General features: G+C 61.0%; 13 protein-coding genes, 1 tRNA gene and 2 pseudogenes. 9 read left to right on the forward strand and 7 right to left on the reverse strand.

Annotated elements, in window-relative coordinates:
• The first annotated feature begins 15 nt into the window (after positions 1-15).
• Positions 16-696, forward strand: coding sequence for a spermidine synthase family protein (locus GRI55_RS13815; RefSeq protein ID WP_063511853.1), 681 nt, complete (start codon positions 16-18; stop codon positions 694-696).
• Here GRI55_RS13815 and GRI55_RS13820 read toward each other — a convergent pair.
• The 3 genes from GRI55_RS13820 to GRI55_RS13830 all read right to left on the reverse strand — a co-directional run bounded on the left by GRI55_RS13820 (position 693) and on the right by GRI55_RS13830 (position 3,288).
• Positions 693-1,214 carry a DUF1993 domain-containing protein gene (locus tag GRI55_RS13820; RefSeq protein WP_160767565.1) on the reverse strand — a complete coding sequence of 174 codons (522 nt, stop codon included), beginning with the start codon at positions 1,212-1,214 and terminating at the stop codon, positions 693-695. The two genes, GRI55_RS13815 and GRI55_RS13820, sit on opposite strands and share 4 nt — an antisense overlap.
• A 66-nt stretch (positions 1,215-1,280) precedes the next feature.
• Positions 1,281-2,465 carry a GGDEF domain-containing protein gene (locus tag GRI55_RS13825; protein ID WP_160767566.1) on the reverse strand — a complete coding sequence of 395 codons (1,185 nt, stop codon included), beginning with the start codon at positions 2,463-2,465 and terminating at the stop codon, positions 1,281-1,283.
• A 127-nt stretch (positions 2,466-2,592) separates the two neighbouring features.
• The gene (locus GRI55_RS13830) at positions 2,593-3,288 is read right to left on the reverse strand and encodes a GcrA family cell cycle regulator (protein ID WP_063505260.1); all 696 of its coding nucleotides are present in this window, start codon (positions 3,286-3,288) and stop codon (positions 2,593-2,595) included.
• Positions 3,289-3,466: 178 nt separating this feature from the next.
• Here GRI55_RS13830 and GRI55_RS13835 point away from each other — a divergent pair, with 178 nt between their 5' ends.
• Complete coding sequence (locus GRI55_RS13835; protein ID WP_307020276.1) at positions 3,467-4,258, forward strand: ABC transporter permease; 792 nt, start codon at positions 3,467-3,469, stop codon at positions 4,256-4,258.
• An 18-nt stretch (positions 4,259-4,276) separates the two neighbouring features.
• Here GRI55_RS13835 and hspQ read toward each other — a convergent pair whose 3' ends face one another.
• The gene (hspQ, locus tag GRI55_RS13840; RefSeq protein WP_050600194.1) at positions 4,277-4,657 is read right to left on the reverse strand and encodes a heat shock protein HspQ; all 381 of its coding nucleotides are present in this window, start codon (positions 4,655-4,657) and stop codon (positions 4,277-4,279) included.
• Positions 4,658-4,819: 162 nt separating this feature from the next.
• On the opposite strand from hspQ, the gene GRI55_RS13845 reads away from it, so the two are divergent.
• Positions 4,820-4,909, forward strand: a tRNA-Ser gene (locus GRI55_RS13845).
• A 351-nt stretch (positions 4,910-5,260) separates the two neighbouring features.
• The gene (locus GRI55_RS13850) at positions 5,261-6,556 is read left to right on the forward strand and encodes a tyrosine-type recombinase/integrase (RefSeq protein ID WP_160767568.1); all 1,296 of its coding nucleotides are present in this window, start codon (positions 5,261-5,263) and stop codon (positions 6,554-6,556) included.
• 284 nt (positions 6,557-6,840) lie between these two features.
• On the opposite strand, the gene GRI55_RS13855 is transcribed toward GRI55_RS13850, so the two are convergent.
• From GRI55_RS13855 to GRI55_RS15320, 3 genes and pseudogenes are all read right to left on the reverse strand, one after another.
• Positions 6,841-7,680 (reverse strand): hypothetical protein, encoded by an 840-nt coding sequence (locus GRI55_RS13855; protein WP_237452560.1) that lies wholly within the window; start codon positions 7,678-7,680, stop codon positions 6,841-6,843.
• A gap of 123 nt (positions 7,681-7,803) precedes the next feature.
• Positions 7,804-8,005, reverse strand: a pseudogene (locus GRI55_RS15055) (IS3 family transposase); the annotation flags it as partial.
• A gap of 307 nt (positions 8,006-8,312) precedes the next feature.
• Complete coding sequence (locus GRI55_RS15320; protein WP_370873309.1) at positions 8,313-8,645, reverse strand: S41 family peptidase; 333 nt, start codon at positions 8,643-8,645, stop codon at positions 8,313-8,315.
• A 314-nt stretch (positions 8,646-8,959) separates the two neighbouring features.
• Between GRI55_RS15320 and GRI55_RS13865 the strand changes: the two genes are divergently transcribed.
• The 5 genes and pseudogenes from GRI55_RS13865 to GRI55_RS13885 form a co-directional block, all read left to right on the forward strand.
• Positions 8,960-9,604, forward strand: coding sequence for an SRPBCC family protein (locus GRI55_RS13865; RefSeq protein ID WP_160767571.1), 645 nt, complete (start codon positions 8,960-8,962; stop codon positions 9,602-9,604).
• On the forward strand, positions 9,604-10,785 hold the full coding sequence (locus GRI55_RS13870) for a zinc-dependent alcohol dehydrogenase (RefSeq protein ID WP_160767574.1): 1,182 nt from the start codon (positions 9,604-9,606) through the stop codon (positions 10,783-10,785). Before GRI55_RS13865 ends, GRI55_RS13870 begins: the two co-directional genes overlap by 1 nt.
• 2 nt (positions 10,786-10,787) lie before the next feature.
• Entirely contained in the window at positions 10,788-11,582 is a 795-nt protein-coding gene (locus GRI55_RS13875) for an SDR family NAD(P)-dependent oxidoreductase (RefSeq protein WP_160767572.1), read from the forward strand.
• Between the two features lie 44 nt (positions 11,583-11,626).
• The gene (locus GRI55_RS13880) at positions 11,627-12,244 is read left to right on the forward strand and encodes a flavodoxin family protein (RefSeq protein ID WP_063512069.1); all 618 of its coding nucleotides are present in this window, start codon (positions 11,627-11,629) and stop codon (positions 12,242-12,244) included.
• 43 nt (positions 12,245-12,287) lie between these two features.
• A pseudogene (locus tag GRI55_RS13885) lies at positions 12,288-13,103 on the forward strand (SDR family oxidoreductase); the annotation flags it as partial.

A 13,103-nucleotide genomic window follows, 5' to 3' on the forward strand; every position in this document is an offset into this window, starting at 1 on the left:
TATGGAGAATAGACGATGCTTCCGCGCGAAACGCTCGCCACTGCCCAGGTCCCCGACGGCGAAACGCTGACGCTGGTCAGCCACGGCCGCGATTTCATCATCATGCTCGGCCGCGACGAGCTGATGGGGACGCGCATGCAGTTTTCCGAAGAACAGCTGGCCGAGCTGACGCTGGCTGAACTGGATGCGCCGCGCCCGCGGGTGCTGATCGGCGGCTATGGCATGGGCTTTACCTACCGCGCGGCGCTGGCCAAACTGCCCGAGGGCGGCGCGGTCACGGTGGCCGAAATCGTCCCCGACATCCTCGAATGGGCTGCAGGGCCGCTGGCGCATCTGACCGGCGACAGCCTGTCCGACCCGCGCGGCGAAGTGGTGATCTGCGATGTCGCGGCGTTGATCGACGATGCCAATGACGGCACGACGCCGAAATACGACGCCATATTGCTGGATGTCGACAACGGTCCCGACGGGATCGTGCGCGATGCCAATTTCCGGATCTATACGAAGACCGGGCTGGGCAAGGCGCGCGATGCGCTGCGACCCGGCGGTATCCTTGCCGTGTGGTCGGCCGCGCCCGACCACAAGTTCACCCAGCGGCTCAAGGACAGCGGCTTCAGCGTCGAGGTGCGCGAAGTGCGGGCGCGGCCCAACAACAAGGGGCCGCGCCACACGATCTGGTTTGCGCGCAAACGCTAGCGCTTGATCCGCATCCGGCCCATGAAGTCCATCTTGCCCACGGGCAGGCCCTTCATCCGCAGGATGTTGTAGGCGGTGGCGCAGTGGAAATAGAAGTTCGGCTGGCTGAAGGTGAGCAGGAAATCCTCGGCATTGAAATCCATGCCGCGGTCCTTGAACTCGAACCGCATCGGTTGGCCGATCCAGCCTTCCATTTCCTCTTCGGTCAGCGCTTCCAGCATTTCGCGCGCGCCCGATAGCTTTTCGCGCAACGCGCCGAAGCTTGTCGGCGGCGGGTTGAGATCGGGCGAATAGAGCCCCGCCCGCACGCCCTCGATCGACCCCTGTGTATGCTCGGCCACGCATTTGACCTGGTAGGACCACGGCAGCATGTCGTCGAACACGCGCGCATTGATGAAGTCGTCATGCTCGCAATCGTGCTCGCTGCACCATTTTTCTGCTGTATCGACCAAGTGGCGGGCGGTCCCAAGCATTTGCAGGGCGCTCGGAACATAGGCAGCGTGTAGCGAAAGCGGCATGTAAGTCTCCTCTCTGAAAGCGCGCGAACATAGGCAAGATGCCCGGCGATGCCAGCGGCAATCGCGTCAGACGCCGTGCACCAGGCGCGGCTGTGAATGCTTCCCGTCCTGCCACAGCAGCAGCTGGTCCCTGCCGGCGTCCTTCGCCGCGTAGAGCGCCTCGTCGCCGCGCTTGACCGCGCTGTCGAGCGTGTCGTTCGGCCGCACTTCGGTCAGCCCGGCGCTCGCCGTGACGGGGAAGGGGACCTCAGGGACCTTTTCAAGTACCGACAGGGTAATCTGCCGCCGGACGGTCTCTGCCAGCCGTTGATAATCCTCGCCATAGATCAGCACGACGAACTCCTCTCCGCCCTGCCTCGCGGGGAATACGTTCTCCTGCTTCAGGCCCTCGGCAACCGCGATCAGGACCTCGTCGCCGGTATCGTGGCCGAACATGTCGTTGATGCGTTTGAAATGATCGCAATCGATGACCGCCAGCGCGGCAGGGCGCGGATGGGCGGGATCGCGAAAGCGCAGCGCGAGCCCGCGTCGGTTGGCTATCTCAGTCAGCGGATCGGTAGCGACCGCGATTCGCGCTTCGCTGACGTCGGCCCAGGCTTCGTCGCGTTCGCGCTTGACCGTGAGATAGCCGTTGATGACGCCGCCAGCAGTAACCATGAAATCGACCAGCACCGCAAGCAGCGCGGCCACCGGCCAATAGGGAACGGGCGCGCCGGTACTCAACTCATACGCAAGGACTAGCAAGCCGAGGATGATCAATGGTGCATAGCCGACAGCCTGATACTGCGCGAACCTGCTGCCTGATCGGACGGCTGCCGCAAGACCAGCCGTCATGCCGAGGATCATCGTGAGCAGAAGGAGGTCGTGCACCAGGTCGAAGCCCGGCCATAGCGGCGCCAGGGCTGTAGCGATCGCCCCGACGACGCCGACGATGAAAAGGGTCCGCAGCCAGTAGCGAATCCGCGCAAATCGAGGCCGGTTTTCGATATAGGCGGCGAGAAATGGTCCGGTGCTGCCGATCGCGATCGACAAGGCGATCTCGCCGATATCGGTCCGGAATTCGCCCCCAAGTGTCGGGCTGGTGAGCGCTACCGGGAACAAGGCAACGCTCATTATCGCGAAACACAGCGCGCGCAATGCTGCCCAAAGCAGGAAGCTGCGCCGCACCAACGGATACACTGCTAGAGCCAGCAGCCCGACAGTCAGTGCAATCCCCAAGAACGCGCCAAGACCGACGCTACCCCATTCCATCTCTTCCGCCCCCCAACGGTTCCGCACACCAAGCCGCCCCCCGCGCTGCGGGAGGTGGCCGAGTGTCCTTGGGTGTAAACGCCGTCCCGTTGTGGGCTAGGCGAGGAGCGACCCGCTAAAATCTCGGTTAGCGTACCCGCGGTCCGCCGAACGGCAGCGGCGGAGGAGGACGGCGCGCGCCGCGCGGCAGCTGGGCCTGGTAGGCCCGGCCGCAGTGTTCGACGCAATAGGGGAAGCCGGGGTTCACGGCCTCGCCGCAGAAATGGAAATCGGGTTCGCCCGGGTGTCCCATCGGCCAGCGGCATACCTTGTCCGACAGATCCAGCAGGCTGGTCTTGTCGGCGATTTCGGGGCTCGGCTTGGCCGGGACCAGGCGGCGCGGCGGCGCTGGGGGAATCGGGGGCTGCTGGTCACCGGGACCCTGGCGCAGGAAGCCACCCGGCCCGACCGAGACGATCTTGGGCAGGTTGGAATTCTTGTTCGGCATCGGCTGCGACGGGTTGCCGGCATCCTGCCGCGGTGCAGGCGGCGGTGCTGCCGGTTCCGGCGGGGCGGCCGGCGCAGCAGCAGCGGCCGGCTTGGCTGCGGGCTTCGCCGCTTTCTTGGGCGCCGGTGCCTTGGGCGCGGCCTTGGGGGCAGCGGCGGCCTTCTTCTTGTCGTTGGCCTTGACCGGCGACGGGCGCGACTTGAGACCGAGGCGGTGCGCCTTGCCGATCACGGCATTGCGGCTCACCCCGCCCAGCTCGTCGGCGATCTGGCTGGCGGTCGAACCGCCTTCCCACATCTTCTTAAGCGTTGCGATCCGTTCGTCGGTCCAGCTCATGTACAGTCCTGTATCTCGTGTCTTGGCGCCGCGGCTTGCATGCCGTGACGCTTGGGCCTAGGCGCGCCCTATGGTCGATCAAGCTCAGCCCAAATCGCTCGGAAGCGATCATCCGGACGCATCCTTCGTCGAAGGTAATGCCGGAGGGGAGAGCAGGTTTCCGCCGCGGGGTCGCCCGGTGATCCGCGGAATCAACCGGATTGGCCTGTGGAGCCTCTATATGAAGGAGGTCCGCCGGTTTCTCAAGGTCCAGACGCAGACAATCTGGGCCCCGGCAGTCACCACGGTGCTTTTTCTCGTGATCTTCTCGGTCGCGCTGGGGCGGGGCGGGCGCGAGGTGCTGGGCGTCAATTTCCCCACCTTCGTCGCACCCGGCCTGATTGCCATGGCGATGATGCAGAACGCCTTCGCCAATTCCTCCTTCTCGCTGCTTTCCGGCAAGATCCAGGGGACCATCATCGACCTGCTGATGCCGCCGCTGTCCGAAGGCGAGCTGATGTGCGGTATCGTAGGGGCAGCGATGACCCGCGCAGTGGCGGTCGGCTTCGTCGTCGCGGGGGCAATGATGCTGTATCCCGGAGTGAGCCTGGCGATGGCGCATCCCTGGGCGGTGATGTGGTTCGGGCTGATGGGCGCGATGATGCTCGCGCTGCTTGGCCTGCTCGCATCGATCTGGGCGGAGAAATTCGACCACAATGCCGCGGTGACCAATTTCGTCGTCGCGCCGCTGGCGATGCTGTCGGGGACGTTCTACGTCATCGACCGGCTTGCACCGGCCTTCCAGGCGGTCAGCCGCGCCAATCCCTTCTTCTACGTGATCTCGGGCTTTCGCTACGGCTTTCTCGGACGCAGCGACATCGGCGATGCGGCGGCGGTGACGATGGCCGCGCTGGGCCTGTTCGCGCTCAACGCAGTGCTGGCCTTCGCCACCTACCGGATCCTGAAGTCGGGCTGGAAGATCAAGAACTGATCGTTCGCCGCGCGCCGCTCAGTGGGTCAGGCTGACCCGCATGCGGTAGCGCCCGTTTTCGAACTGTTCGAAATACTGGTGCACATCGGGGTGCGACACCGGCCCCGAAACCGAATCTGTCACCAAATTCTGCTGGCTGACGTAGGCGACGTAATCGCTGTCATCGCTTTCGGCGAGCAGGTGGTAGAACGGCTGGTTGCGATCGGGGCGGATATCCTCGGGGATCGCCTCGTACCATTCGTCGCTGTTGGCGAAGACCGGGTCGATGTCGAAAATTACGCCGCGGAAATCGAACACGCGGTGTTTGACCACGTCACCGATGGCGAAGCGGCTCTTGACGCGGCGCGGCACATCGATGGTGCGACCGGCCTGGGCGGAGAAATACTGTGCTCGTTCCATGAGAAGCGACGATATGGGGTCCAGGCGCCTGCTTACAATGGCGATTGGCGAAGCTTCCCCCGAATTCTGACGAAAAGGGGCTTGGCAAGGCACAGGCGCTCGGCTAATCGGCGCGCCTTGCTTCGACCGGGGCCCTGGGCCCGAAGCGCACCCGACATATGCGGAGAGGTGGCAGAGAGGTCGAATGCGCTGCACTCGAAATGCAGTGTACTGGCAACAGTACCGTGGGTTCGAATCCCACCCTCTCCGCCATTCATGCTTATCATCTGCGATCAGGTATGATCAAAATTGTTAGTCTTCCGGGCCTTACGGCAACCAGGAGATATCTTTCTTGATCACGCGATATCAGCCAACATCACACGGCAGGGGGTATGCAAGGGGGTATCGATATGCGGAACAGGGGGTATCGCAAAGCTTCGGCGATCGACCACTCCAAACGGTATCGTAGGCGAAAATTGGCAGCCTTGCCTTTCGCGTCCCGCTCAATCGCGATCATTAAATATCAATCAATTCCAGAAGGATAGCACCTTCTTGAACGCGGAGCGTTCGTAGGACAGCTGGTCAGAAGCTTGTGGTAATCAAGTTTCGAAGAAAGATCAGAGAATGTTGACGGATGCTCAGTGCAAGGGCGCAAAAGGTGGCACCAAACCTTATAAACTGACGGATTCGAGGGGGCTCTACCTTCATGTATCGCCGACCGGACACCGGTCTTGGCGGCATAAATACAGATATGGCGGCAAGGAGAAGCTTCGCACGCTTGGGAGCTATCCAGATGTCGGACTCAGGGAGGCACGTGAACTTCGCGACGAGGACAAGCGTTTGCTCAGAGGAGGAAAGGATCCGATTGTCGAGGCCAAGCGCGCATCGCTCGCTAGCCGCCTAGCTGCGGCTCATACCTTTGAGGCCGTTGCGCGCGAATGGTTTTCAAAACAGGAACTGCGCTGGAAGCCGGTCCATGCGAAGGACGTCATTGTAAGCTTGGAGCGCGATGTCTTCGAAGACATTGGTTCGCTTCCAATTACGGCAATTGATGCGACCCATGTGCTCGCGACCTTGCAGAAGGTCGAGGACCGCGGCGCTATTGAGACCGCTCATCGGCTGCGCCAGCGTATTTCAGCGATATACGCTTATGCAATCGCGAACGGCGATGCCACATCCGATCCTGCCGCTTCGCTCGTAAAAGTGCTCAAGGCTAAACCGTCGAAACGACGCTGGCCGGCGGTGATAACGATTAAAGAGGCTCGAGACGTATTGTCACTCACCGATACCGCCGAAGCCAGTCCGGTCGTCAAGCTCGCTGCGCGCTTCCTAGCGTTGACTGCCCAGAGGCCGGGAATGATCCGGTGGCTCGAATGGAAAGACATTCGCGAGTTCAATCCTGAAGCTGGGGGGTGCGATACCGAAGCAATCTGGATTGCACCGGCGGTCAAAATGAAACAGGAACTGGAACAGCGCGAAGACGAAAGTTTCAATCATCCAGTGCCACTTGGGCTGGCGGCATCGGACGTGCTGCGCGAAGCGTGGAAGTTCAGCGCTGGCAGCAATTATGTATTCCCTGGCGCACATTCCATTCACAAGCCGATGTCGGAAAACGCTCTGAGCTACTTGTTTCTGAGGGAAGGTCTACGAAAGCGCCATGTTCCTCATGGCTGGCGTTCCACGTTCAGCACGATCATGAACGAGTGGATCGTTGAGCATGGTGGGCCGCGAGACCCGCTGATTATTGATCTGATGCTCGCCCACACGCCGACCGGATTGTCGGGCAGTGAGCTTCGCTACATGCGGGCCGGCTTCATTGACCGGCGCCGCAAGCTTGCGGCGATTTGGACTGATATACTGCTATCCGACGCATTAGCCGTCGGACAAATCGGTGAAGGGCGGCGGCGGCGCAAGGCCTGACCATCAAGCCTTGCGAACGCGGCGACGGCTCATAATCCACGCCCAAACCTCCTCGCCCAACCACTTGACTGAACCGCCGATCTCGAAAGGTTGCGGGAAGTCAGGAAGCTTGCTGTAGCGCCGCGCGCTGACCACGCTGACATTGCACATATCTGCGATTTGCTTGCAGCACACGAATTTAGGTCCAGTGTATCTCATGAAAGTCCTCTATTGCTTAGGACGTTCTCTTTGGATCACACTGGCCTATCTGAAATCAGACAAAAATGATTCTGGCGGGTTACTTGTCACCGTGATTGCAACACCTTGCGCACAGTCCCGACCGACGGCGGATAATAGCCGTGGGGATCAACCGGCACTTCACTTTGCTCGTGGAACTCCCTGTAAACCCGGTGTATGAAGCGCAAGAAAGGCGAACTCGGCCCCGATGCCGTGTCATGAGCGGTCGGCTGCGACGCCAAAACCTCTTCGTAGAGCGCCGCGAGATCGCGAATAAAGGCTTTTTGCTCCCTGTTCGGCTTGTTGCCGGGGCGCATACCAACGGGCCCAACTCCTTTCTGCTTAGGCTGCTTTTGAGCGCGAACATATTCCTCACGGATCGCCTCCACTTCATTGTGGAGGGCTGCGATACCGGGAAGACCGGGTGTCATCCGAAGGTCTGACAAAGGATTACCGATAAATTTTGGAGAAGTGAGGTCATCGAACTGGTCTTCACCCATTTCGGCGCGAAACCGTCCGTGTAGGGCCTTCGCAAGCCTCTGAAGTGTTTCAGCCCGAACTGGTTCGACTTCGTTGGTTTCAATCTTGTGTCGCTGAATCTGCCCAGCAAGTTCATCAGCAGCTTGTGCGATCATTTTCGCACCATCTCGAATAGTGCGAAGGCAAGAAAGATAGGCTAGTTTGTCTAGACCTTCATGGGCGTTTTCATGCGCAAGCAGATAAGCCAAACAAAGTTGAGCCAATTTAGCGTGGCCATTTTCATCAATCTGATCAACGATCGCCGCGGTGAGGTTTTTAGGGAGAGCCTTTCCTCGGCCAGCAGAATAACCGGATGAGAACGCATCAAGTGCAAAATTGCGGTCGAAAACGAGTTGGGCTGCTGCGAAGCTTACAGCCTTTTTTCGCATCTCATACGTGTTAGGCCGGTCGGGTGTATTTGTTGGGTCCGTAGGTGCCATCGACTTATCTAGCACCGAATAGCCCCTAGTTTTCTAGACAATTTTTGCTTTCGAAATCGGTTGCCGTACGAATTATGCGGGTGCCAGCATTCCGTTCTGACCTGCTTGCGTGCCGCGGTGTAGAACATCGCAATGTCATCGAACGCGTTCCGTCGGGCTTCTCATGGGGTTGTCAGGTTCGGCATCGAATGCGCTTTCGCTTAAGCGACGAGAGAAAGGTTTCTGCTATCGCGTTGCCGTGGCAGATGCCGCGCCGGCTCATCGAATGCTCAAGGAACGACCTGTCAGTCAGGCCTCCCACTCCAAAGGGCCTATCTGGGCCGCTGATCTCATAGAGGCTCAGAGGTTTCGGGATGGGACGGACCCCGCGAATAGATTGGCGAGGCCCTCACCCCGCGTTGTGAAGTTTTCTGGGCAGCCCGATCAACGCTCTGAGCGGAGAACGCATGTGTCGGCTAAGGCGCACCACAGACCGTCTTGAGGTGGGCCGCCTGCGGACTGGCTGCTTCTGGATCAAGTAGGTCGCAAAGCGGTCATAGCTGCGGCTTGAGGAATTGGACCATCTGATCAGTCGGAAGCGATTATCTCGGCCAAGCTTCTACCGCCCGCCAATGTCCCTCGATTAGAGCGCCGCCAGAATAAATCTCTAGCGCTGTCGACGGCTTGATCCCGGCCTCCTCATAAACTCTACCGTCGGGCGCGGCAAAGTCCTCGTTCGAAAACTCGAGCAACCAGCCGTTGGGCAGTCGCTTGACCAACGGAGTGGAGAACGCACCGCGGGTTGTAGCCCCGGCATGCACTATGCGAGGGTTCTGTCGCAGGGCCAGCATGGCAAGCTCTCCCCCGCTCATCGTGACATCACTGGTGAGCAAGTATACTGGGCCGGCGAAGCGCGGCTCTGACGGCGCAGGCAATCGGGAGCTTCATCGGACCAACTCTCGTGAGCGGAATAATCGAAAAATGGGAGAACAGGCGATGTTCGCCATTGTGGCGGTTCCATCCTTCGTGATTGCGCTCTGGCCCCGCCGCTTGTCAGCCCTGCCGACTATCCGCTCGAACCCGGCAAGCGATTGCGATTTCTAAAACGCGTCTGACAGCTAGATCCGGCCCGCAGCGGCGCCAAAGAGTGTCTTCATAGAATTGAACTCAACCCACCAACGTCTCGCCGTGAATGTCCGGAACGGTTTGAGCGGAAATTCGCTGCGTCATCATGTCGCGGAGAAAATCTATGTCTCAAAATTACAAAATCGGCGCTGGACTGGGCGGCGTTGTTCTTACTGCTGGAGCGATCGCATTCGGAGCGTTCCTGTCCAACAGGCATCAGAATCGCGGATATGACGATGCCGCCAATCATACCAAGCGCCAGCCTGAAGGCTATAACGCGCAGGTCGGCCGATCGGTAACCATCCGCAAGCCACGAGCCGAGCTGTTCGCGTTCTGGTCGGATTTCGCCAACCTGCCGCAATTCATGGAGAATGTGGAAGCGATCGAAGCCGGTGCAGACGGCGCGTCGACCTGGCGGATCAAGGCCCCCGCGGGTCAGGCGGTCGCGGTGAAAACCGAAATCGCTAGCAAGAAGCAGGACGTGCTGATCGCGTGGCGCTCTGTCGAGGATTCCGAGATCGAAACCAGCGGCGAGGTTCGTTTCGAGGATGCACCGGGCAAGCGTGGAACCAGAGTCAGCCTTATGATGGCCTACGACCCGCCCGCAGGCGCGCTCGGCCGAGCGGTGGCGAAGCTGTTCCTACGTGAGCCGCAGGTCCAGGCCCGGCATGATCTGAAGCGTTTCAAGATGCTCATGGAAACCGGGGAAATAGCGACATCGGCGCGAACGCGGGACGAAACGCGCGCGGCCAAGCAGGAGAACGGATGATGCGAGCACTTACCTGGCATGGAACCAACGACGTTCGAGTGGACACGGTCAGCGATCCGGAAATCATCAATCCCCGCGATGCGATCATCAAGATCACCAGCACGGCCATCTGCGGGTCCGACCTTCACCTATACGATGGCGTCATTCCCGGCGTGGCGCCGGGCGATGTGCTGGGCCATGAATTCATGGGCGAAGTCGTCGAGACGGGGTCTGCGAGCGATCTGAAGAAAGGGCAGCGCGTCGTCGTGCCCTTCACGATCAGCTGCGGCGGCTGTTTCCATTGCAAGCAGCAGCAATATTCGGCCTGCGACAATTCCAACCCGGCTGAAAAGCAGGATATGTCGGCGACGCTCTACGGCCAGCCGATGGCCGCGCTGTTCGGCTATTCGCACCTGACCGGCGGCTACTCGGGCGGACAGGCCGAATACGCCCGCGTGCCCTTTTCCGATGTCGGCCCGATCGTCGTTCCCGACCATCTGGAGGACGACCAGGTGCTGTTCCTCTCGGACATCCTCCCGACCGGCTGGATGGCGGCGGAAAATGCCGACATCCAGCCCGACGATACGGTTGCGGTGTGGGGCTGCGGCCCGGTCGGATTGTTCGCGATCCAGTCGGCCATCGTGATGGGCGCATCCAGGGTGATTGCGATCGACCACTATCCGAACCGTCTCGCACTGGCGAAGCAGCTGGGTGCGGAGATCATCGACTTCCGCGAGACCGATGTGCGCGAAGCCCTGATGGAAATGTCCGGCGGGATCGGCGTGGATGCCGTGATCGACGCGGTCGGCATGGAGTCGCACGGCTTCGCTATCGACAACATGTTCGACGTCGTGAAGCAGAAGGTCGGCATGGGCGCCGACCGCGCGAGCGCGCTGAAGCAGGCGATTCTCGCGGTCCGGTTCGGCGGCAAGGTCTCGATCCCCGGCGTCTATGGCGGGATGACCGACAAATGGCCGCTCGGGGCAATGATGGAAAAAGGCCTGCAGGTCCGTGGCGGCCAGACACATGTCCAGAAATATACCAAGCCGCTGCTCGAGAAGATCGAGGATGGCACGCTCGATACCACGTTCCTGATCAGCCACCGGCTGCCGCTCGAACAGGCGGCCGAGGGCTACAAGAATTTCAAGGAGCAGCAGAATGAATGGACCAAGGTCATTCTGAAGCCCGGGATGGAGAACTGATCATGGCCGGGAAAATCGACAAGCTGTCCGGGCTATGCGTGATTACCGGTGCTTCGAGCGGCATCGGGCTTGAGCTCACGAAACTGGCGGCCCGCGATGGCTGCGACCTGATCCTCGCCGCCGACCGCGATCTTGGCGCGGCCCAAGCCACCGCGCGGCAGTGCGGTGCCGCAGGCGTCGAGACGGTCGAAGCCGATCTCGCCACCCCCAAAGGCCTCCAGGCCCTCGTGACGGCGATCGGCGATCGCACGCCCGAAGTCCTGCTTGCCAATGCCGGCCACGGGCTGGGCGAAGCGTTCCTCGATCAGGAGTGGAAGGACATCGCCCATGTCATCCATACCAATGTGACCGGCACGACATGGCTCCTGCACCATATCGGACGGAAAATGCGGGCGAAGAATGCCGGTCGCATCCTTGTGACCGGTTCGATCGCGGGGCACATCCCCGGCGCTTTCCAGCTCGTTTACAATAGCACCAAGAGCTACGTCGACTACTTCTGCTTCGGGCTGCGCAACGAGCTTAAGGATACCGACGTGGTTGTTTCGTGCCTGATGCCGGGGCCGACCGATACCGATTTCTTCGACCGCGCCGGGATGGAGAACACCGATGTCGGCAAATCGGACAGCAAGGACGATCCCGCAATGGTCGCCGAGGCGGGCTACAAGGCCCTTCTCGAAGGCGACGCCCACACGGTCAGCGGCTTCATGAACAAGATCCAGGATATGTTCGCCGGCGTGATCCCCGACACGGTGCTTGCCCAGATGCATCGCCGGATGGCCGAACCCGGCGATCGCTAGGGCCGCACGCCTTCGCCAATCTGCAACAACCGAGGAGAACACCTATGCCTCTCACCGCCATCGCCCTGAACTGCTCGCTCAAGAAATCTTCGGACGAAGCAAGCTCGACCGATGCCATGATCGCCGTGCTGCAAGAGCATCTGGCCGAGCAGGATGTCGAACTGGCCGAAACCATCCGCATCGCCGATTACAATGTCCCCCCGGGCGTGACGTCGGACGAGGGCGAGGGCGACGACTGGCCGGGTATTCGCGGGAAAATCCTGAGCCATGACATCCTGGTCTTCGGCGGGCCGATCTGGATGGGCCAGATCGGGTCGGTCGCCAAACGCGTGCTCGAACGCATGGATGCCTTCACCAGCGAAACCGATGACCAGGGCCGGATGCCGAGCTTCGGCAAGGTGGCGATTGCCGCGATCGTCGGCAATGAAGATGGCGCGCACTGGAGCTCGGCACAGCTGTTCCAGTCGCTCAACGACACCGGCTGGACGATCCCGGCGGGCGCGGCCTGCTATTGGGTCGGCGAGGCGATGGGCAACACCGACTTCAAGGAGCTGGCCGAAACCCCCGATGCGGTGACCGAGACCGCACAGATGTGCGCGATCAATGCCGCACATCTCGCGAAACTTCTCGCAGGCGACACCTACCCCGGGACGAAGTCCTGACGGCCCGGAACGCTCACACTCTGTAATCTCTTGGGAGACCATCATGGGACAAGGAACCACCAACCGGATCAAGCCGCCCCTGCCTGAGCAGCAACAGCGTGTTCCGGGCGCGACCGAGGCAATGCACCCCAAGCCCGATCACGGCGAAGACAGCTACGAGGGCTCCTGCCGTCTCGAGGGAAAAAAGGGTCGTCATCACCGGCGGTGACAGCGGGATCGGCCGCGCGGTCGCAATCGCCTTCGCGCGCGAAGGCGCGGATGTGCTGATAGCCTATTTGTGCGAGGATCACGACGCGCAGGAAACGAAGGAATGGGTCGAAAAAGCGGGGCGAAAATGCGTCCTGATGCGCGGCGATATCAGCGATGCGGGGCATTGCCGAGCGATAATCGACGAGGCTGTCCGCACCTTCGGCGGTATCGATGTGCTGGTGAACAACGCTGCCCACCAGATGACTTTCGAGACATTGGAGGACATTCCCGACGAGGAATGGGAGCGGACCTTCGCCACCAACATCCACGCGATGTTCTATCTCGCCAAAGCCGCCTTGCCCCACATGGGTGAGGGCAGTTCGATCATCAATTCGGCGTCGATCAATTCCGACCAGCCCAATCCCACGCTGCTGCCCTACGCGACCACGAAGGGGGCGATCCAGAATTACACGGCCGGCCTCGCGCAATTGCTGGCAGACCGGAAAATCCGGGTGAACTGCGTCGCGCCCGGCCCGGTCTGGACACCGCTTATCCCCTCGACGATGCCGGAAGAGGACGTCGCCGAATTCGGGAAGGATTATCCGCTCGGCCGCCCCGCGCAGCCCGCCGAACTCGCGCCTCCATACGTCATGCTGGCGAGCGATGAAGC

The sequence above is a fragment of the Qipengyuania citrea genome (assembly GCF_009828015.1).
Lineage (GTDB): Bacteria > Pseudomonadota > Alphaproteobacteria > Sphingomonadales > Sphingomonadaceae > Qipengyuania > Qipengyuania citrea.